22 protein-coding genes, 4 tRNA genes and 1 pseudogene are annotated in these 17,747 nt (G+C 65.7%); 16 read left to right on the top strand and 11 right to left on the bottom strand.

The genetic code is table 11. The features are described from left to right. Positions 1-81: 81 nt before the first annotated feature. Positions 82-648, bottom strand: a complete 567-nt coding sequence (locus tag IDF66_RS19965) for a dihydrofolate reductase family protein (protein ID WP_190268301.1) — start codon at positions 646-648, stop codon at positions 82-84. Between the two features lie 133 nt (positions 649-781). On the opposite strand from IDF66_RS19965, the gene IDF66_RS23995 reads away from it, so the two are divergent. The 3 genes and pseudogenes from IDF66_RS23995 (at position 782) to IDF66_RS23885 (ending at position 1,554) form a co-directional block, all read left to right on the top strand. Continuing rightward, positions 782-904, top strand: coding sequence for a hypothetical protein (locus IDF66_RS23995; protein ID WP_263282345.1), 123 nt, complete (start codon positions 782-784; stop codon positions 902-904). Positions 905-910: 6 nt separating this feature from the next. Further along, positions 911-1,178 (top strand): annotated as a pseudogene (locus tag IDF66_RS24200) (alpha/beta fold hydrolase); the annotation flags it as partial. Between the two features lie 139 nt (positions 1,179-1,317). Next, positions 1,318-1,554: a hypothetical protein gene (locus IDF66_RS23885; RefSeq protein ID WP_223309867.1), complete on the top strand. Its 237-nt coding sequence runs from the start codon at positions 1,318-1,320 to the stop codon at positions 1,552-1,554. A 13-nt stretch (positions 1,555-1,567) separates the two neighbouring features. Here the strand turns inward: IDF66_RS23885 and IDF66_RS19950 are convergent, their stop codons facing one another. Beyond that, positions 1,568-2,548, bottom strand: coding sequence for a DUF1129 domain-containing protein (locus IDF66_RS19950; protein ID WP_190268300.1), 981 nt, complete (start codon positions 2,546-2,548; stop codon positions 1,568-1,570). 59 nt (positions 2,549-2,607) lie between these two features. Here IDF66_RS19950 and IDF66_RS19945 point away from each other — a divergent pair, with 59 nt between their 5' ends. Beyond that, a complete protein-coding gene (locus tag IDF66_RS19945) occupies positions 2,608-3,537 on the top strand; it encodes a hypothetical protein (RefSeq protein ID WP_190268299.1) in 930 nt (309 codons plus the stop codon). On the opposite strand, the gene IDF66_RS19940 is transcribed toward IDF66_RS19945, so the two are convergent. From IDF66_RS19940 to IDF66_RS19930, 3 genes are all read right to left on the bottom strand, one after another. Next, on the bottom strand, positions 3,480-3,803 hold the full coding sequence (locus IDF66_RS19940) for a hypothetical protein (protein WP_190268298.1): 324 nt from the start codon (positions 3,801-3,803) through the stop codon (positions 3,480-3,482). The two genes, IDF66_RS19945 and IDF66_RS19940, sit on opposite strands and share 58 nt — an antisense overlap. A gap of 126 nt (positions 3,804-3,929) precedes the next feature. Beyond that, the gene (locus IDF66_RS19935) at positions 3,930-4,481 is read right to left on the bottom strand and encodes a hypothetical protein (RefSeq protein ID WP_190268297.1); all 552 of its coding nucleotides are present in this window, start codon (positions 4,479-4,481) and stop codon (positions 3,930-3,932) included. Positions 4,482-4,606: 125 nt separating this feature from the next. Continuing rightward, positions 4,607-4,678, bottom strand: a tRNA-Val gene (locus IDF66_RS19930). A 212-nt stretch (positions 4,679-4,890) separates the two neighbouring features. On the opposite strand from IDF66_RS19930, the gene IDF66_RS19925 reads away from it, so the two are divergent. The 4 genes from IDF66_RS19925 (at position 4,891) to IDF66_RS19910 (ending at position 5,569) form a co-directional block, all read left to right on the top strand. Then, positions 4,891-4,963 (top strand) — tRNA-Gly (locus tag IDF66_RS19925). 24 nt (positions 4,964-4,987) lie between these two features. Next, positions 4,988-5,061, top strand: a tRNA-Cys gene (locus IDF66_RS19920). A gap of 22 nt (positions 5,062-5,083) precedes the next feature. Then, positions 5,084-5,158: transfer RNA gene (locus IDF66_RS19915), tRNA-Val, on the top strand. A 144-nt stretch (positions 5,159-5,302) separates the two neighbouring features. Beyond that, positions 5,303-5,569: a hypothetical protein gene (locus tag IDF66_RS19910; protein ID WP_190268296.1), complete on the top strand. Its 267-nt coding sequence runs from the start codon at positions 5,303-5,305 to the stop codon at positions 5,567-5,569. 13 nt (positions 5,570-5,582) lie between these two features. Here IDF66_RS19910 and IDF66_RS19905 read toward each other — a convergent pair whose 3' ends face one another. The 4 genes from IDF66_RS19905 to IDF66_RS19890 are packed head-to-tail and all read right to left on the bottom strand — an operon-like array spanning position 5,583 to position 9,256. Continuing rightward, positions 5,583-6,956, bottom strand: coding sequence for a phosphotransferase family protein (locus IDF66_RS19905; protein WP_190268295.1), 1,374 nt, complete (start codon positions 6,954-6,956; stop codon positions 5,583-5,585). Between the two features lie 5 nt (positions 6,957-6,961). Beyond that, positions 6,962-8,155 carry an acyl-CoA dehydrogenase family protein gene (locus IDF66_RS19900; RefSeq protein ID WP_190268294.1) on the bottom strand — a complete coding sequence of 398 codons (1,194 nt, stop codon included), beginning with the start codon at positions 8,153-8,155 and terminating at the stop codon, positions 6,962-6,964. Between the two features lie 25 nt (positions 8,156-8,180). Then, entirely contained in the window at positions 8,181-8,582 is a 402-nt protein-coding gene (locus tag IDF66_RS19895; RefSeq protein WP_190268293.1) for a nuclear transport factor 2 family protein, read from the bottom strand. Positions 8,583-8,623: 41 nt separating this feature from the next. Beyond that, the gene (locus tag IDF66_RS19890) at positions 8,624-9,256 is read right to left on the bottom strand and encodes a TetR/AcrR family transcriptional regulator (protein ID WP_164307996.1); all 633 of its coding nucleotides are present in this window, start codon (positions 9,254-9,256) and stop codon (positions 8,624-8,626) included. A 59-nt stretch (positions 9,257-9,315) separates the two neighbouring features. On the opposite strand from IDF66_RS19890, the gene IDF66_RS19885 reads away from it, so the two are divergent. From IDF66_RS19885 to IDF66_RS19870, 4 genes are read left to right on the top strand one after another with little or no spacing between them, the layout of a single operon-like run. Continuing rightward, positions 9,316-9,882, top strand: a complete 567-nt coding sequence (locus IDF66_RS19885) for a VOC family protein (protein ID WP_190268292.1) — start codon at positions 9,316-9,318, stop codon at positions 9,880-9,882. Between the two features lie 25 nt (positions 9,883-9,907). After that, positions 9,908-10,546, top strand: a complete 639-nt coding sequence (locus tag IDF66_RS19880) for a carboxymuconolactone decarboxylase family protein (RefSeq protein WP_164307998.1) — start codon at positions 9,908-9,910, stop codon at positions 10,544-10,546. Between the two features lie 37 nt (positions 10,547-10,583). Next, entirely contained in the window at positions 10,584-11,033 is a 450-nt protein-coding gene (locus IDF66_RS19875) for a DUF1622 domain-containing protein (protein ID WP_164307999.1), read from the top strand. 31 nt (positions 11,034-11,064) lie between these two features. Beyond that, on the top strand, positions 11,065-11,625 hold the full coding sequence (locus IDF66_RS19870) for a GNAT family N-acetyltransferase (RefSeq protein WP_164308000.1): 561 nt from the start codon (positions 11,065-11,067) through the stop codon (positions 11,623-11,625). Positions 11,626-11,638: 13 nt separating this feature from the next. Here the strand turns inward: IDF66_RS19870 and zapE are convergent, their stop codons facing one another. Next, complete coding sequence (gene zapE, locus IDF66_RS19865) at positions 11,639-12,652, bottom strand: cell division protein ZapE (protein ID WP_190268291.1); 1,014 nt, start codon at positions 12,650-12,652, stop codon at positions 11,639-11,641. 35 nt (positions 12,653-12,687) lie between these two features. Between zapE and IDF66_RS19860 the strand changes: the two genes are divergently transcribed. The 4 genes from IDF66_RS19860 to msrB all read left to right on the top strand — a co-directional run bounded on the left by IDF66_RS19860 (position 12,688) and on the right by msrB (position 16,906). Next, positions 12,688-13,479, top strand: coding sequence for a dihydrofolate reductase family protein (locus tag IDF66_RS19860; RefSeq protein ID WP_164308002.1), 792 nt, complete (start codon positions 12,688-12,690; stop codon positions 13,477-13,479). 108 nt (positions 13,480-13,587) lie between these two features. Continuing rightward, a complete protein-coding gene (locus IDF66_RS19855; protein ID WP_190268397.1) occupies positions 13,588-15,126 on the top strand; it encodes an alpha/beta hydrolase in 1,539 nt (512 codons plus the stop codon). 74 nt (positions 15,127-15,200) lie between these two features. Further along, positions 15,201-16,481 carry a glycosyltransferase family 87 protein gene (locus IDF66_RS19850; RefSeq protein ID WP_190268290.1) on the top strand — a complete coding sequence of 427 codons (1,281 nt, stop codon included), beginning with the start codon at positions 15,201-15,203 and terminating at the stop codon, positions 16,479-16,481. Continuing rightward, positions 16,478-16,906 carry a peptide-methionine (R)-S-oxide reductase MsrB gene (gene msrB / locus IDF66_RS19845; protein WP_190268289.1) on the top strand — a complete coding sequence of 143 codons (429 nt, stop codon included), beginning with the start codon at positions 16,478-16,480 and terminating at the stop codon, positions 16,904-16,906. The genes IDF66_RS19850 and msrB overlap by 4 nt, the downstream gene beginning before the upstream one ends. A gap of 108 nt (positions 16,907-17,014) precedes the next feature. Here the strand turns inward: msrB and hemQ are convergent, their stop codons facing one another. After that, a complete protein-coding gene (gene hemQ, locus IDF66_RS19840; RefSeq protein WP_164308372.1) occupies positions 17,015-17,710 on the bottom strand; it encodes a hydrogen peroxide-dependent heme synthase in 696 nt (231 codons plus the stop codon). Positions 17,711-17,747 lie beyond the last annotated feature (37 nt).

Genomic DNA, 17,747 nt, shown 5'->3' with positions numbered 1-17,747 from the left:
TACTCGCAGGTGACGCCCGGGGCGAGGCGAATCGCCGTGTCGTCGGGAAGGTCGTTGTCCGCCACCGACGACGCGCCGCCGTCAGGCCCGTCGGTAGGTCACCAGCTGCACACCGCTCCCGAGGGCACCGTGGCTCTGCAACGTCAGGCCGGTGGCGTGCTCGGTGTCGGGGAACACCCGGAATCCGGAACCGAGGATCACCGGGAACACGGCCAGGCGCAGCTCGTCGACGAGACCTTCAGCCAGCAGATGATGGACGAGGGTGCGGCTGCCGGCGACGAGGACGACCCCATCGGTCTCGTCGCGCAACCGCGTGACCGCCTCGGTGACCGGACCCTCGAGCACCTGCGAGTTGGCCCAGGACAGCTCGCGCAACGTACTCGTCACGACTCGCTTGGGCATCGTGTTCATCTTGGCGGCGAATCCGTCGTCGTCCTCATAGTGCGGCCAAGCGCCGGCGAACGACTCGTAGGTCCGGCGCCCGAGCAGATGCACTCGTGCCTCGAGGATCTCGCCCAACTTGGCCCGCCGCAGCTCCGGCGTGTGGAAGTCGAAGGTCCAGCCCGTGTGTGGGTAGCCCTCCTCGCCGCCCGGCGCCTCCATCACACCGTCGACGGAGACGAACTCCGAGACCACGATCTCGCCCACTGACACCCTCCCTGTTGCCGATCGGACCGTCACCTGCAACCGTCGCCCCACCAGTTCACCAGAATATGAAACATGTCATAGCGGGGATGGACCAGAAGTAGGTCATGCGCATCCGCTCGCCCGCGTCTGTGCATTGTTCCTGATCGCTGTTCTCGCAGCGTTGATCAGCGGTGACCGGATCCTGCAGAACCCGCTGTTCGCGCGTGTCGGCGAGCTGATGGCACTCGACGACGCGCCCCAGTTCCCCAAGGACTGATGCGCCGTGCCGGACACGTCCTACGCGCCATGTGGCGAACTCAGTCTGGCGTATCAGGTGGTCGGCGACGGGCCGATCGACCTCGTCTTCGTCGGACCGATGGTCACCCACCTCGAGTTGCTCTCCGACGGTGCCCGAGTTCAAGGCATTCTTCGATCAGATCGGGACCTACTGCCGCGTACTGCTTTTCGACAAGGCCGGCGTGGGGCTGTCCGACCCGCTCCCCAAGGTGCGCACGCTCGACGACCGGGTTCGCGAGATCGAGGCGGTTTTACGTCACCCGGTTCGATGACCAGGACCGCGCCGCGATCAGCTACGCCGGTCCGTATGCCGAACAGTTCTTCCTCGCCGGCGGCCCGCCCACCTCGGCAGCTATCCGATGCACCCTCGACGGCACCGAAGATCTCGCCGCGATGACCGCAGCGGGAGATCCTCGGCCCGCCCAGGTTCCCCGCCTGGTGGTGAACTGCTGGGCATCAATCAGCCTGTTGGCCAACCGGCTCTACACGGGCGGATCGGCGACCCAGGCCGACGTAGACGCCGCCCTCCAGATTCCCGACGACGACGGACGCGCCGCCGCCCTGGCAGCGATTCGCTCGGGCAGTGCGCCGGAATCGTTCACCATCACCCCGGCTGGGTCGCGAGGCTGAACAACCGGTGATGTCACCCAGGCCTATCAGAGCTGGGTGTGGCAGGTGACGGCTGAGGATTGACCTGGGTGGCTGTAGTAGCCGGTACTCGAGGGACAGCTGGGTCAGGGACATGACCAACACGCTGTCCATGCCATATCGCCACTGGAGTCTTATGCCAAACGGATTGCGACTTGCCGACCATTTGCCGCCGTGCAATCTCTTGCGTGGGAACCAGATGAACTTTGTGATCAGCGTCCATGTACTTCGTCCATCGAACATCAGACGACAAAACATATACAGGCGACAGCTGAGTGGCCCCGATGGTCAGCCGCTCCTGCGGCATCCATACGCCTAATAACGCCATCCACACAATCACCGGACCGGTGAGTAGTGCGACGGAAAACCACTTCCCCAGTCTGCCTACCCAGTTCGTCACGCGTTTCCCCAATGTCTGAGGACGGACAAGTGCGATCACGAGGCCGATTCCGAAGATGCCAACTAGAACGCCAAGAAACACAGCGTTGATCGCGATGTACTTCAACGGCATGGCGAACGCGTCGATGAGTGCGACAATTGCGCCCCAGATCAGCAGCGTGGATGGCTTTGTGCGTTTCGGATTCGAGCGACGCCCCAGGGAGGCCAACAGCACGAACAAATACACCCATGTGATCGCACTCGTCAGCAGCGGCAAGACTGTGGAGAGCACGAGGGCAGTCACGTTCAGGTTCTCTGTTAGCGACCGCAGCGTCTCAGCGTCACCGCGGCTCACAATGACCAAATGCAGGCACGCAAGCGTGATCGGGATCAGGCCGAGCAGCCAGAAAGTTCCCGCGCTGTCCCTTTGCTTTCGATCCTTGGGTTGGGTCTGATTCCGCGCTTGGCGCTGATTCTTAGCAATCGGACCGAGCGTGGCGGCGAGTTGAATGATGTTCTGTAAGAGTTGCTCGGCTTGCTGATGATCGTGCCGGCCGTCGCTTGCGCTTGAAGGTGATGGCGGACCTATTTGCGGCATGCGCGAACATTAGCCGCCGGTACCGACACGGTGTCGGATGCGGGACCTAGAGTCCAGGCATGGCACAACCCACAGCGTCGGCGATCATCGAGGGATTCTTGCTGCGATCCCGCCGCATCATGGCTCACTCGCTGATCCGTGAGCAGGCCGCGATGATGTCGAGCCTTCACGGCGGCACCGTGAAGATCTCTGTGACCCGCAACGTAAAGACCGGCGAGGAATCCCACCGGATAAAGATCGAGTACCCGCCCGAGGAGGCGATGGAATCGCTTGCCAGCCGGGTGCGTCCGCTGATCCTGGCCAAGGAACCAATCTACTGCCTCAAGGTGCTTGATGCCCTTGAGCAGGTGGTGGACACCGACGCGCTCAACGAGGAGATCGACCTGGACTGGTGGCGCGAGGAGTGGAAGAACATCATCGACGGCAACGGCGAGGCGCAGGCGTACATCGTCGGAACCGCCAGCGGTCAGATCACTGACCGCAAGCTGACGTACGCCTGGATCTACGGCGACCTGGTCCACGCCACCACGCCGCGATCCCTGGTGATCAAGGATCTCAGCATCGATGACCGCTACCATGCCGCCGCCCCCGGCATCGCGCGGATCTGCAACCTCGTGATCACCACCCACATCATGCTCGTGAGCCTGATCGACAAGGGACTGCTCACCATCGATTCGGAGGTGTTCAGCGAGAGGGTGGTGGTTACCAAGACCAGTGTGGACCGCAAGGTCGAGGTCTACATGGCTCCCGCCGAGGGCGAGGACGGCCCACCGCCGATGCCCGCCGACCCTTCACAAGAGCTTGACCCAACTCAGTGGCGAACCGTCCACCAGGTACTCAACGAGGCGGGGCTGATCGGGTCCGACGAGATCGAGCGGGTCATCGAGGCCGACGCAGGCGACCATCCGGCGGATGACTTGACTAGACGGGACTACCAGCCCCCGGTCTCCCCGCCGGGCCAGTCCGCCGGGCGATACTTCACGGCATAGCGACCGCCGACCAGTAGCGAGATTGTCACCTCGACGCATCGTAGGGCGCTGTCCGCCAGCAAGAACGGCATGTCGAGTTCGTAGTGCCAGGTCTCCGGGCCGCCGCTGATCGAGTCGCCCACCGCCCTTGCGTACTCGCCGTTGTCGGTCTTCGCGGTGAAGTAATGGCGCCCGCCCGATACGTTGTCGCGTCGCGGGTTGATCTGACCGAAGTCCGGCATCGGGATCCAGCCTGCTCCCTCCGCTACCTGCAATTCGTCATCCATCGCGTGCCTCTCCTAACTATTCTCCGAACCGGCAGCAGCCAGGTTCCAATGTTCGCGCGCCTGCATTTCGCCCCGCTAGAACTCCACCAAGCCCAGGGACGTAGAGCCCCTAAGGTTGCGTGTTGGCTAGCTCAGGGGCTGAATCCGAGGGTTGGTCGAGGGCGGTGGACCCCAGCCATTCTGTTCGCAGACAGCTCTGACAAACTCTTCCGCGTTTGCCCGGAGGGCAGCGGGAGCGGCGGCGTTGTGACCGGTCGATCGGAATCGGCGGAGGTTCTGACTCAGGACGTGCGCCCAACTCATCAGCGGGTCGAGGTTCCTCACTCGCTGCTCCACTGTGTCGTCTGACCTGGAGGCAGCCAGCACTTGATCGGCCAGCGTCGCGCCCAGGGTTCGTTCGGCGTCGAGCCACGCGTCGATGCCGTCCCAGCCTTCCAGCTGATCAACGAGGCTGATCATCGCGATCCGCAGGTTTTGCAGTCGCTCCCCGACTGGCTCAGCGGCGGGGTCAAATCCGATGAGTCGTTGCACGGCCTCCTGGACAGCAGACCACCGAGCGTCCGCCGCCGCCTTATGTGAGGCAGCAAGGGCGTCGTTGGCGCGCTTGTTCGCCTGGTAGGTGCCGAGGCCGGCGACCAGTAGTGAAAGAGCTGAAATGACTACTGCGACAACTTCCACCGCTGAATCGTGTCACATGCCGATTCAGGCTCCGCGACTCCCCGACCGTGGTGATCTCCGAAGCACCTTCGCCGGGTTGGTGGCCCGCTAGTGGCCCGGTGACCTCGAAAAACGCTCTGACCTTGTGGTCCCGGCTGGGATCGAACCAGCGACCTTCCCGGTGTGAACGGGACGCTCTTCCACTGAGCCACGGGACCGCGCTCGGCGCGCTCGGCGCCGGTGCACGAGGAGGAAGATTACACGGATTGGCGCGTGGAACCCAAATCCCCACCCGGTTGTCGTGTCGTCATGTTTCACCGTCGTGACGCGACGCGCTGACCAGGCGATTTGGCTAGGTGCGGAGTGGTCCGATAGTGTTCTGCTTCGCGTCGAGAGCAACAAAAGATCCACAAGATCAGCTCCCGACCATGCGGATGTAGCGCAGCTGGTAGCGCATCACCTTGCCAAGGTGAGGGTCGCGGGTTCGAATCCCGTCATCCGCTCGGCGAGCGAGTCCTCTCGCAATTGGCGGTGTGGCCGAGTGGTGAGGCAACGGCCTGCAAAGCCGTGCACACGGGTTCGATTCCCGTCGCCGCCTCCAAGATCTCCAACTTCATAGTCTCGCGCGATTAGCTCAGTGGGAGAGCGCTTCCCTGACACGGAAGAGGTCACTGGTTCAATCCCAGTATCGCGCACCACTGTCATCGCAGGTCAGGCACCCTTCCGAGGGTGCCTTTCTTGTTGTTGTGGATGACCCGCGCCATGCGGGTCGTCCGCCTTCTCCCGTCGCCGCCCTACCCTGAGACAGTGGGAACGATCGTCGACGCCGAGGAGGTCGCATTGTGAGCTTTCAGGTCCCGGGTCCATCACATTCCAAGATCGAGGAACTGAACGCGCTCACGCGGCCGCACGGTTTCCATGTCACGACGCCCGGCCGGACCGCACGGGTGGAAATCGGCGGAGTCGTACACCACCTCGACAATCCCGATCGGTACCGGGTGATCGTCGCGGCAGATGCCTCGCCGTACATCGACCCGGACACCGGGGCCGACCTCTTCACCGAGCAACGCATTCGCGATCTGATCGCACGCTGGGCCGGATCGGCCTAGGCCCTGGTGGACCTCATCGATTCCTCGAAGCAACCACATGACGGGGATTCGCGACCCGAAGGCGAGCGAGCACCGCGGCTGACATCGCGTGCCGGACATCAGCGGTCGCCGGATCGACGTCTCCGGCGCGGATCGCCTGTGCGAGCGACACCTCGTCGGCGAAACCCAATGCGGTCAGGCCGTCCGTGACGGCGACTTGATCTGCGCCGCTGCCGATCTCGCGATCGACCATGCCGAGCAGATTCAGACAGATCTTGAGCAGGTACTTCTCCCGCCCGCGCTCTGATGGCAGCGCTCCCAGCACATCGGTGCGGAGCGTCTCGGAAACCAGGTCGAGGACCTCGGTCAGCGCGGGCCGATCGTGCACCCGGCTGTCCTCGGCCCTCACCTCCGGGTCGTGACTGATGTCATCGAGCAGATCCAACGCGAGCAACAGGTCGTACTCCGATTCACACACCCGACGACCGACGGCCGCCAGTTCCAGCGAGTGTTCGCCGCCCCCGAGGTGCCGGAAGGCCTGAAATCGACTGAGCACCAACCACCGAAGTGTTCCGAACACCTCCCACCAGTGCAGCTCGTCGGGGTCGGGGCGATCCCCGGTGATGTCGCGATAGCCGTCCAGCAGGTCCTCGCGTGAGCCGATCCCGGCCACCGGCGCCGATTGGCCGAAGCGCCAGGCGCGCACGCACAGCCACCCCAGATCCTCGATGGGATCGCCGAGATGCGCGAGCTCCCAATCCAGGACCCCACGGATACCCGAGTTGTCGATCAGGAGGTTGCCCATGCGGAAGTCGCCGTGCACCAAGGTATTCGGCCTACGGTCGGGCCGGTGGTCACGAAGCCATCGCAGGCCGGTCTCGACGGCGGGACGCGGATAGTCGACGTCGTGGTAGATCGCCTCGATGAGGTCGACCGGATCGCGGTCATCGAGCATCTCGAGCGTGCCGGTCGGAGTGCGATGGATCAACCCCAGCACCCGGCCCATGTCCCGGGCGAGGTGGACACGAACGCCGGCGAACGCCTCGTCCCGCTGGATCTTGCGGGCGATGGCCTCGCCCTCGACCATGTCGGTCACGAGATAGGGGGCGTCGATCCCCGGCGCGTCGTCGCCCGCCGCGATCAATCTGGGCACGGGTACGCCCGCGTCGGCCGCTGCTCTCAGACAGGCGGCCTCGGCTCGCATCCGGGCCGGTTCGCCATGACCGGGCGGGTCACGCCGGAGCACCACCGTGCGCTCCCCGTCATCGGAGTGGGTGCGCGCCGCCCAGGTCTCACGACTGGCGCCACCGGTGAGCCGGCGAACGTCGTCGACGACGACCTCCGCACCGGTGGCCTCCCCCAGCACGGCCCCGATCCCGGCGGCAAGCGCCTCGCTGCTGTCGCTCATCGTGGTCACCGCCACGGCGCGGCGTCGGGATCGCGGAGCAACCGGCGTGCGGTCGACATTCGATGCACCTCATCCGGACCGTCGTAGACACGCGCATAGCGGGCCTGTCGGTACATCCGCTCCAGTGGGGTGTCGGCGGTCAGCCCGAGAGCACCGTGCACCTGGATCGAGCGGTCGATCACGTTGTGGAGCATCCGTGCACCCCAGAACTTGATCAGGCCGATCTGAACGCGCGCATCGTCGCCGGTGTCCATCACCCTGGCGGCGTCGAGGGTCATCAGGCGGGCCGCCTGGATCTCCGCCGCCGACTCGGATATGTATCGGTGGACCTCGCCCTTCTCGGCCAGCAATGAACCGTGGACGAAGCGGGAATTGGCTCGCTCACACATCAATTCGTATGCACGCTGGGCTTGGCCGAGCCATCGCATGCAGTGGAAGATCCGGCCCGGACCGAGCCGGTCCTGCGCGATCACGAAGCCCTTACCCCGTTCGCCGAGAAGATTCTCCCGGGGAACCCGGACATCGGTCAGACGGACTTCGAAGTGGTCACTCGGGTCATGACCCATCGTGGGGATCGCGCGGACGATCTCGAACCCCGGGGTGTCGGTCGGCACGATGATCGAACTGATCCGCGAATGCCGGGGCACCGAGTCGTCCTCGGTCCGCGCGAACACAGAACAATACGCCGCGCGGTTCACGCCGGTGGTGAACCACTTGTGGCCGTTGATCACCCAGGTCTCGCCGTCGAGCTCCGCGCGGGTCGCGATCAGCGTCGGATCGGAGCCTGCGACCTCGGGCTCGGTGAGGCCCACCGACGGCAGCAGGTCGCCGGCGACCATGCCGGGGATCCACCTGCGCTGCTGTTCCTCCGTGCCGTGCTTGTGCAGCATGATGGTGTCCTGCATGGTCACCGATCCGACCGCGAGCTGACCGAACTCTGATCGTCCGATGATCTCGTTCAGGTAGACGAAGTCCATGAACGGCACACCACCGCCGCCAACCTCCGACGGGTGACCGAGGGCCCACAGGCCGAGTTCCTTGGCGCACGAGCGCAATTCGTCGAGAACCTTGGTGGAGGCGTCGTCTTCACCAGTCAGTTCGCGCTCGCGGGGGATCACCTCGTCGTCGATGAATGTGCGCATGCGAGCACAGAGTCGGGTCAGGTCGTCGCCGGATACGGAGGTCGCCGGATCGGTCATGTGTGCTCTTTCTGATAGCAGTCGGTCATTGCATCCTGGCCGCGCGGCCTCGGGCCGCGATGGCATACAGAGGGCCGAGGTGCGCCGAATCGGCGTATTCGTCGATGCGGCAGATCATGCCATCGGTGACGGTGACGAACAGAGCTGCCGGGATCGAGAGCTCGGTGCCGTCGGTGAGGACACCGGTCAGCACGTGCTGCTGGACGAATCCGCCGTCGTGGACGATGCGGTGGATGTCGCGGTATCGCAGCGCGGCGACCGTCCGGGAGAGCCATCGGAGCACTCGGAGATTCTCGTCGACGGTCTGCGTGGTCCGATCCTCGTTGTGCCAGATCACCGCGTCGTCGGCGTACATCGCGCGCACCGTACCGCCGTCACCGGCCTCGATTGCCATGAAGAAGCGATCCGCGAGCTCCTCGATCGTCATCGATCTCCCCGTTCAATCTCGGGCCGCCATGCCGGCCGACCCTATCCTCGGTTGTCGAGACCCAATGCGCCCAAACACATCTGGTCGAGGGTGTCGAGCAACTTCGTCTCGTCGGCGTCCTCGCCCTGGACCAGCCACAGGTACAGGCTGTGATCGACCATCGCCGCCATCGCCCGCGCAGCCATGGTGGGGTCGAGCGCGGCCCGCGCACGGCCCTCGTCCTGCCATCGCCTGATGGCCGCAGCCGTCCGGTCGATCCACTGGGCCCGATGCTGGTGCCGCAACTCCCGGAACTCGGCGTTGAAGGTCGCGACCTGCTCGACGATGGCCATCATGCGAGCGTTGCGGCGATACGCCTGGTAATACGCGCGATTGGAGGCGATCAACCGCTCGGCGGGGGTGTGACCCGGTGCCGACGGTTCGCGGAGATGGACATCGACGAACAGCCGCGTACTCAGTTCTCGGAAGATCTCTTCTTTCGATTCGAAGTACCGGTAGAAGGTGCCATAGGAGACCTCGGCCTCCTGCGCGATCAACTCGACCCGGGCGTCGAGGAATCCGACGCGCTCGAAGACCCGAGTGGCGGCGTCGAGGAGCGAGTCACGCGTCGCCCTACCCCGGGGCGACAGCGAATCAACCGGTGCTGTCGGGGTGTTGACAGACGACTTCGCCACGTTCAAGACTATCCAAGAAGATGACATGACAGTCAAGTCATGTCAGGAAGGAGCGCTCCATGTCGACCACGAACCCCAAGTTCGAACTCCGCGGCATCAATCACCTGGCATTGGTGTGTGCCGACATGCGCCGGACGATCGACTTCTACTCGGGTGTGCTCGGCATGCCCCTCGTCAAGACGCTCGACCTGCCGGCAGGCCTCGGACAGCATTTCTTCTTCGACTGTGGCGGCGGAAACACGGTGGCGTTCTTCTGGCTGGCGGACTCCCCCGAGGCCGCACCCGGGATCGCCGCCCCGAAGGGTCGACCCGACGAAGGCGAACTCGCCAGCGCAGTCGGGTCGATGAACCATGTGGCCTTCGCCGTGCCGCCAGAGCAGTTCGACGAGTACCGCTCCCGCCTGGAGGCCGAGGGGGTCGCGGTCAGCCCGGTGCTCAACCACGACGACAGCCCGGCAGGCGTCTCGCGCCACGTTCACCCGGGCACCTTCGTGCGGTCGTTCTACTTCCAGGACCCCGACGGTGTCCTCCTGGAGTTCGCCTGCTGGACAAGAGAGTTCACTGACGCGGACGTATCCCACGAACCGAAGACCGCGGCCGACCGCCACGTTCGCGCATCCAACTGACCTGCACCACCGAGAAAGGAACCCGATGCCACGCCTGCCCGAGGTCCATCGCGCCGACGTCACCGACGAGAAGATCATCTATTTCTACGATCACCTCTTCGGAAAGGACAAGGACCCGGCCGTCGACCACGGCACCATCCACGCGACCCCGGGCGACTGGTGGACGGTCTTCGCCCAGTCCCCCGCCGTGTTCGGTCACGCGGTGCGCGGATTCGCCCTGTACCGCAACTCGACCGTCGATCCGCTGCTGCGCGAACTCGGCCAGGGTCGGGCGGGCTACGCACGCGGCAGCCAGTTCGTCTTCTCGCAGCATTGCAAGCAGATGCGATCGCTCGGGATGCCAGAGGAGAAGATCGCTGCCATCCCGGCGTGGCAGGTCAGCGACCTGTTCTCGCCGCTCGAACGAGCGGTACTCGCCTACACCGACGCCCTCGTGCTCGACGGCGGCCGGGTACCGGACGGCGTGTTCGAGGTGCTCACCGAACATCTTCCGCCGGACCAGATCCTCCAGCTGACCTACATCACCGCGATGTACGACATGCACGCGACGATGAGCAAGGCCCTGAAACTCGAATTCGACGATGTCCCCGAACGGGTCACCGAGGTGCAGGTGCCCGAGGGAGTCCGGGTGGCCGACCTGTCCGCTGATCTCGCGGGCGAGTAGCCCTCCTCGACGTTCGTCGGTGCGTAGTCTGACGCCCATGGATTTCGAGTCCGTGTTCACCGGCGTCGCAGTGGCGTTCGAGGTGATCGGCGCGCTCGCGATGATCGTCGGATTCGTCATCGCGGTGGTGCTCGGCGCCCGATCGTTGCTCCGCGACGACGGTGGACGGGTCGCGTTCGGCATCCTCCGGAACACCCTGGGCGCAGCGATCCTTCTCGGGCTCGAGGTCTTGGTGGCCGCCGACCTCATCCGCACCATCACGTCCAAGCCGTCCATCGAGGACGCGTTGATCCTCGGCCTCATCGTGCTGATCCGGACGGTCCTGTCCATGTCGATCCAGATCGAGATCGACGGTGTGGTGCCCTGGCGGCGGGCAATGCTCACCAGCGGAGGACAACTCATCGGCGACGCGGTGGCCCGGGACGCACAGGCCGCACGACGCTCCGGTGGGCTTTCGGCGGATGCCACCCCGGCGACCGGCGAGTGACCGTCTCACGACCCGGGCGTAGATTGCGAAGGTGTCCGTCGCAGCATTGATCGAGACCGTCACCGACCCGGCCCGGGCGAGTGCTGTCGCCGAGGTGGCGGCCGCCACCTTCCCCCTGGCGTGCCCACCACACTCGACGCCGGAGGACATCGCGGGGTTCATCCGGGAGAACCTGCGCCCCGAGCGATTTGCCGCCTACATCCACAGTCCCGACAGCGATGTCCTCACGGCGCGGGACGGCGTCGGAGGTCCGATCGTGGGCTACGCGTTGATCCACCACTGCGCCCCGGCCCACCCGGATGTGGCGGCGGTGATCACCGCGCGGCCGGTCACCGAGATCTCCAAGATGTACGTCGCACCCGACCATCACGCGCACGGGCGCGACACCCCGCCGTCGCACGAGTTGATGCGTGCCGCACTGGATCTGGCGCGGGAGCGAGGGAGCGTACTGGCGTGGCTCGGCGTCAACCAGGAAAACGTTCGCGCACTTCGCTTCTACGCGAAGATGGGGTTCACCCGGGCAGGCGTGAAGACCTTCGACCTGAACGGGTCGATCGAACACGACTTCATCATGGCCCAGCCGTTGAACTGATCGGGCACGCCTGTCAGACAGTTGATTCGGCGAATCGCGACAACGCGAGCAGACGGGAGGTCGCGCGCAGATACTTCTTGCGATACCCCCCTGCGAGCATCTCCTCGGTGAAGATCTCGTCGAGTTTGCTGCCCGACACGGTCACCGGGATGTTGGCGTCGTAGAGACGGTCGGCCAGCACGACAAGACGCAACGCCACCGACTGGTCCTTGGCCGGGTGCACACCGCGGATGCACACCAGCGAGATGCCGGCGACCAGATCCTTGTACTTCGACGGGTGCAGCGTACTCAGGTGGTCACACAGCGAGTCGAAATCGTCGAGCGTGGCATCCGGGGTCGAGGCGGCCACTTCTGCGAGCTCTGCGTCAGTGCGGGGCTCCGGAGCGGGCGGGAGGTCGCGGTGCCGGTAGTCGGGACCGTCCACCCGGATCGTCTCGAAGACCGCCGACAGCTTGCGGATCTCGCGCAGGAAGTCCTGTGCGGCGAATCGACCCTCGCCGAGCTGACCGGGGAGCGTGTTGGAGGTCGCGGCGATCGAGACACCCTTCGCGGTGAGCTCGGTCAGCAATCGCGACACCAGCATCGTGTCGCCCGGGTCGTCGAGTTCGAACTCGTCGATGCACAACACCGTGTGATCGGAGAGGCGCTCGACCGCGTTGACGAAGCCGAGAGCACCAACCACATGGGTCACCTCGACGAAGGTCGCGAACGCCTTCGGTTCCGGCATGGAGTGGTAGATCGAGGCCAGCAGGTGGGTCTTGCCGACACCGAATCCGCCGTCGAGGTAGAGACCGACTCCCTGAGCGGTGGATTTGCGGGAGAAGAGGCCACGCTTGCCGCCCCGGACCTTGCTTGCGCGTGCGACGAAATCCCGTGCCTTCGACACCGCCTGTGCCTGTGACGGCTCGGCGGGATCCGGGATGTACGAGTCGAAGCTGACCGTGTCGAAGGTCGACGGTGGCACCATCTCGTCGATGAGCGCCTCGGGGGCGACCATCGGATTCCGATCGCAGAGTCGTGCCGTCATATGGGGAGGGTAGCCACCTCAGAGATGATGGAGTCATGTTCGGTCTTCAGAAAGCGACCCAGGTCACATCGACGCAGGACGAGGCAACCACGCTGCGGTGGCTCGCCGAGCAGTATCCCTATCCGGATCGGCCCGCGTCTCCACCGTGCCTGCCCCGCCCCTATCTCCGGGTCAACATGGTCAGTTCCATCGACGGTGCGGTCACCCACAACGGCCGCTCCGGCGACCTCGCCGGACCCGGCGACAAGGCGATCTTCCGAGTGCTGCGGGCGCTGGCCGACGTGATCATCGTCGGTGCCCGCACCGCCGTCGTCGAGGGCTATCGTCAGCCGTCGCCCGACGAGGTGTTCACGGCGGTGCGCGCCGAACGCGAGCAGGCCCCGGCACCCGCGCTCGCGCTGGTCTCACGCTCCCTCTCCATCCCGACCGATTACGCACCCCTCACCGGACCCGACACCGTGGTGTTGACCTGCCGTGCCGCGTCCGCGGACCGGCGCGCCGCACTCCGCGACGCCGGTGCCACCGTGATCGACTGCGGCGACGACGACGTCGACATGCAATCGGTCCTCGAGGTGTGCGCCGAGCGGGGCTGGGTCCGCGCGCTCAGCGAGGGCGGCCCGACACTGCTCGGTACGTTCATCGACGACGACGTCCTCGACGAACTCTGCGTCACCACGAGTCCCCATGCGGTGGCAGGCGACGCCGGACGCATCGCGCATCACCCCGCGCAGGCCGCCCTGCATCGGATGCGCCCGGTCACGATCATCACCGACGACGACGGTTTCGTGTTCATCCGCTGGACCCGCGCATCCGCCGAGGAGGCATGAGAGGCATGCCCCGCCGAGATGACTAGGCTCGCGGACATGCGACGAGCACCCCGGCGGCCCGCCGGCATCGGATCCCGGTCCGCCGCGATGCTGTTCGCGGCCGCGGCGATGGCTGCGGTGATGGGCGTGGCGGGATGTGCGATCGGTCCCGACCTGGGTCCTGACGCCGTGACGGGCGGCGGCGGTGGTGGTGACGCCGCTCCGTCGTCGTCGAAGGCGGCCCCCGCGCCACCCGCGCTCGGTGCGCCCAAGACCGACCTGGGATGGAAGGACTGCGCCCGGCCGTCTGCGGCACGGTTCGGTGTCCCGGCGCCTGGTGGGGTCACCGTCGAGTGCGCCGAACTCGACGTCCCCGCCAACCCCGACAATCCGACCGGAGACACGCTGACCGTCGCCTTGACCAGGGCACGGGTGGCCGCCACGCCGAAGGACGCGGCACCGCTAGTGCTGACCTCCGGTTCGGACCTGCCGTCGTCGCGAACACTCCTCCTACTCGCCAGCGGGCCGGGACGAAGCCTGCTGTCCCAGCATCCGGTGGTGGCGATCGACCGTCGGGGCACCCAGACGAGCGGCGATCTCGACTGCATGACGCGCATCGAGCGGTCGGCGATGAGCCGCAACGGACTCCCCGAAGCCGGGGCCTCGGGTCAGTCCGAGCGCATCAGCCGGCTCGCGCGGGCAGCGTCGTCGGCGTCGGACGGCTGCACCGAGACACTGACCCCGCATCAGCTCGACTTCGGCGCGGCCTTCGCCGCCGCGGACATCGAGGCCCTGCGCATCCGGTGGGGCGTCGACCATCTGGGTCTGATCGGTGTCGGCGAGGGGTCCGATGTGGTACTCGCCTACGCCAGCAATTACTCGGGACGTGCCGGGCGCATCATCCTCGACACCCCGACCGCGTTCGGGTCCAACGCGCGTGACCGTGCGGCGGCCCAGGCGACCGGGGTGCAGGCCGCCCTACGGTCGTTCGCACAGAGTTGCGCCGCCGCCGGTTCCTGCCCGCTGGGCGCCGACGGCATGGCGACCATCGGCGACGTCCTCGCCAAGGGCCGGACCGGGGGTCTCGGCGGCCTCTCGGACACCCAAGCCCTGTCGGCGATCACCACCGCACTGGCGCTGGCACCCAACCGCCCGCAGGCGGTGACCGATCTGGCCTCGGCGGTCGCTGACGCCGATCGGGGCGACACCGCGGCGCTGAAGGCGCTCACCGAGCGCGCGGAGGGACTGCGGACCAGCGACGGGCAGCTGGTCTCCCGCTGCAACGACGTCAGTGGTCCGATCGGCCAGAACGAGATCCCGGGGCTGATCGATGCGTGGACCAAGCAGAACCCGCTCACCGGTGCCGACAGCGCGCTCTCGATGCTGCGGTGCAACGGCTGGGCGTCGGCGACGCCGACCAATCCGCCCAATGCGCTACCGATCGATCCACTGGTGCTCGCGGGGGCGAACGATCCCGTCAACGGCGCAGGCGGTGCGGACGCCCTCAAGGCGCTGTTCATCAAGGCAGGCGTCACCCCGACCACCGTCTCGTGGGACGGGCTGGGGTACTCGGTGCTGGCGCGGAGCGGATGCGCCGCCGACACCGTGACGCAGTACCTCGGCGATCAGCCCCTCGGGGAGCCCACCGAACGCGGCTGCCCGACCTGACCGACCTGCAGGGGCGCAGTGCGAAGGGCACAGGCTGTGCGGATGTGGGCGCGCCGACGTAGTACGGTTCGCGGGTGGCGATTCTCGACAGGTACCTCCACCCGCAGATGAGTGCGCAGCGAATCATCCCGCTGGTGTTGTGGCCGATCACCATCATGATGATCTTCCACCGCTCGGTGATCCTCGGCGTCAACGGCGACCGCACCGACGACTTCAAGCCCGTCTATCAGGCGGCCCTGCAGTTCCTGAATCGCCAACCGGTCTACGGCGAGAACCTCAACACCGTCGATCCCCACTACCTGTACCCGCCCTCGGGAACCCTGCTGATGGCCCCGATGGCGATCATCGATCCCGAGCGTGCGCGCTGGCTGTTCATCGCGATCAGCGTTCTTGCGCTCATCGCCAGCGCGTACCTGCTCGCCAAACTCTTCGGCCATTCCGCGCGGTCGTGGGTGGTGCCGGTGGTCCTGTTCTTCTTTTTCAGTACCGAGACCGTCGCGCACACACTCATCTTCACGAACTTCAACTCCTTCGTCCTGCTGGGGATGCTCGCCTTCATGTTGCTGATGATGCGGCGCCGAGATCTCTGGGCCGGGGTCCCGATCGCACTCACGATCGCGGTGAAACCCGTGTTGTTGCCGCTGCTGCTGCTGCCGCTGCTGAATCGGCAGTGGCGGGTTCTGATCACGGCAATCGGGATTCCGGTGATCCTGACCGTGGTGGCCTGGCCACTCGTCGTCGATCCGAAGGAATTCATCAGTCGGACGTTGCCGTACCTCAACGAGGCCCGGGATTACTACAACAGCTCGATCGCGGGCAACGGCGCCTACTTCGGGGTCGCGGACTGGCTGATCATCCTGCTGCGCGTCGCGTTCTTGGCGATGGCGGTGTTCGCCCTCTGGTTCCTGTATCGCTACTACCGTCGCACCGACGAGCTGCTGTGGCTCACCACGTCGTCCGGGGTGCTGCTGGTGACCACCTTCCTGGTGGGCGCATTGGGCCAGGGCTACTACTCGATGCTCCTGTTCCCGCTGCTGATGACCGTCTTCCTCGCCGGTTCGACGATGCGCAACTGGCCCGCATGGCTGGGCGTGTACGGCTGCATGAGTTTCGACTCGTTCTACTCGGTGCGATGGGAGGCCTTCGGCCGACAGCTGGAGTTCAACAAGGTCACCTGGGGCTGGTCGCTGCTGATGATCGCGGTCTTCTGCTCACTGCTGTTCCGATACCTCGACATGCGTCGCGACGGCGTCACGTCGCTCGACGACGCCGCCGACGTCGGTGAGCCGTCGCCGGCCGAGCAGTCCGGTGACGGTGGCGAGGGTCGCGGCGCAGTGGCTACCGTGGAGAAATGACCTCGAACCCTCCTGCCGACCCCGATGCCGCCGAGATCACCGACGAGCAGTGGCGCGAACGGCTGACCCCAGCGGAGTATCGCGTCCTGCGGCAGGCAGGCACCGAGGCACCGTTCACCGGCGAGTACACCGACACCACGACACTCGGCGTGTACCGCTGCCGCGCGTGCGAGGCCGAACTGTTCCGCAGTGAGCAGAAGTTCGAGTCGCACTGCGGATGGCCGTCGTTCTTCTCCCCGCTGGCCGGGGACGCCGTCATCGAACGCTTCGACAGCTCGCTCGGTATGCGCCGAGTCGAGGTGCTGTGCGCCAACTGCGGCAGCCACCTGGGGCACGTCTTCGAAGGCGAGGGCTACGACACCCCGACCGATCTCCGGTACTGCATCAACTCGATCAGCCTCACGCTCGAGCCTGCCGAGGACTGAGAGGGGCGTCGATGCGCCCTCGCTCCATTCGTCGGCTACTCAACCGGCAACCGCCGATCGAGTAGCCGACGAGCCGCAGCGAGACCGGCGTGTCGACATCACACAGCGTCAGGGCAATGCATCGATCAGCGCGGCGGGTTCGACCCGCGGGCCGGTGAAGAACGGCGTCTCCTCGCGTACGTGCAGGCGTGCCTCGGTGGCGCGCAGATCGCGCATCAGGTCGACGATCCGGTGCAACTCCGGCGCCTCGAAGGCGAGCAGCCACTCGTAGTCGCCGAGCGCGAACGACGACACGGTGTTGGCTCGGACATCTTTGTAGGCGCGTGCGGCCATGCCGTGGTCGGCGAGCATCTTGCGGCGTTCCGCGTCGGGCAGCAGGTACCACTCGTAGGACCGGACAAACGGATAGACGCAGATGTAGTTGCCGGGCTCCTCGCCGGCCAGGAATGCCGGGATGTGACTCTTGTTGAACTCGGCCGGACGGTGCAGTGCGACGTTGCTCCACACTGCATCGCACGCCTTTCCGAGGATCGTCTCCCGACGGAATCGCGCATACGCCGCCTGTAGCTGCTCGATCTCCTCGGCGTGCCACCAGATCATGAAATCGGCATCGGCGCGCAGGCCCGAGACGTCGTACACACCGCGGACCACCACCCCGGAGTCCTCCAGCGACTTGACGAAGTCTGTGGCGTCGGCCTTCGCCTGATCGCGGTCGGTCCCGAGCTCGCCGGGGCGGACCGCGAACACCGAGAACATCAGATAACGAACGGTGGCATTGAGTTCTGCATAGTCCAAGCGGCTCATGGGTTCATGGTGCCACCGGACGAAACCATCCGGACAG

This window comes from Gordonia hankookensis, from assembly GCF_014673215.1.
In the GTDB taxonomy this organism is placed as follows: Bacteria; Actinomycetota; Actinomycetes; order Mycobacteriales; family Mycobacteriaceae; genus Gordonia; species Gordonia hankookensis.
Note: the sequence above shows the minus strand (reverse complement) of the source record. Positions and strands in the feature narration are given on the sequence as shown.

Coding starts and splice junctions, on each gene's coding strand:
- IDF66_RS23885 (WP_223309867.1), top strand. CDS start 1,318: ATGACCGCAGCGGGAGATCCTCGGCCCGCCCAGGTTCCCCGCCTGGTG.
- IDF66_RS19950 (WP_190268300.1), bottom strand. CDS start 2,548: ATGCCGCAAATAGGTCCGCCATCACCTTCAAGCGCAAGCGACGGCCGG.
- IDF66_RS19945 (WP_190268299.1), top strand. CDS start 2,608: ATGGCACAACCCACAGCGTCGGCGATCATCGAGGGATTCTTGCTGCGA.
- IDF66_RS19940 (WP_190268298.1), bottom strand. CDS start 3,803: ATGGATGACGAATTGCAGGTAGCGGAGGGAGCAGGCTGGATCCCGATG.
- IDF66_RS19905 (WP_190268295.1), bottom strand. CDS start 6,956: ATGAGCGACAGCAGCGAGGCGCTTGCCGCCGGGATCGGGGCCGTGCTG.
- IDF66_RS19900 (WP_190268294.1), bottom strand. CDS start 8,155: ATGACCGATCCGGCGACCTCCGTATCCGGCGACGACCTGACCCGACTC.
- IDF66_RS19895 (WP_190268293.1), bottom strand. CDS start 8,582: ATGACGATCGAGGAGCTCGCGGATCGCTTCTTCATGGCAATCGAGGCC.
- IDF66_RS19885 (WP_190268292.1), top strand. CDS start 9,316: ATGTCGACCACGAACCCCAAGTTCGAACTCCGCGGCATCAATCACCTG.
- IDF66_RS19880 (WP_164307998.1), top strand. CDS start 9,908: ATGCCACGCCTGCCCGAGGTCCATCGCGCCGACGTCACCGACGAGAAG.
- IDF66_RS19875 (WP_164307999.1), top strand. CDS start 10,584: ATGGATTTCGAGTCCGTGTTCACCGGCGTCGCAGTGGCGTTCGAGGTG.
- zapE (WP_190268291.1), bottom strand. CDS start 12,652: ATGACGGCACGACTCTGCGATCGGAATCCGATGGTCGCCCCCGAGGCG.
- IDF66_RS19860 (WP_164308002.1), top strand. CDS start 12,688: ATGTTCGGTCTTCAGAAAGCGACCCAGGTCACATCGACGCAGGACGAG.
- IDF66_RS19855 (WP_190268397.1), top strand. CDS start 13,588: ATGGCTGCGGTGATGGGCGTGGCGGGATGTGCGATCGGTCCCGACCTG.
- msrB (WP_190268289.1), top strand. CDS start 16,478: ATGACCTCGAACCCTCCTGCCGACCCCGATGCCGCCGAGATCACCGAC.
- hemQ (WP_164308372.1), bottom strand. CDS start 17,710: ATGAGCCGCTTGGACTATGCAGAACTCAATGCCACCGTTCGTTATCTG.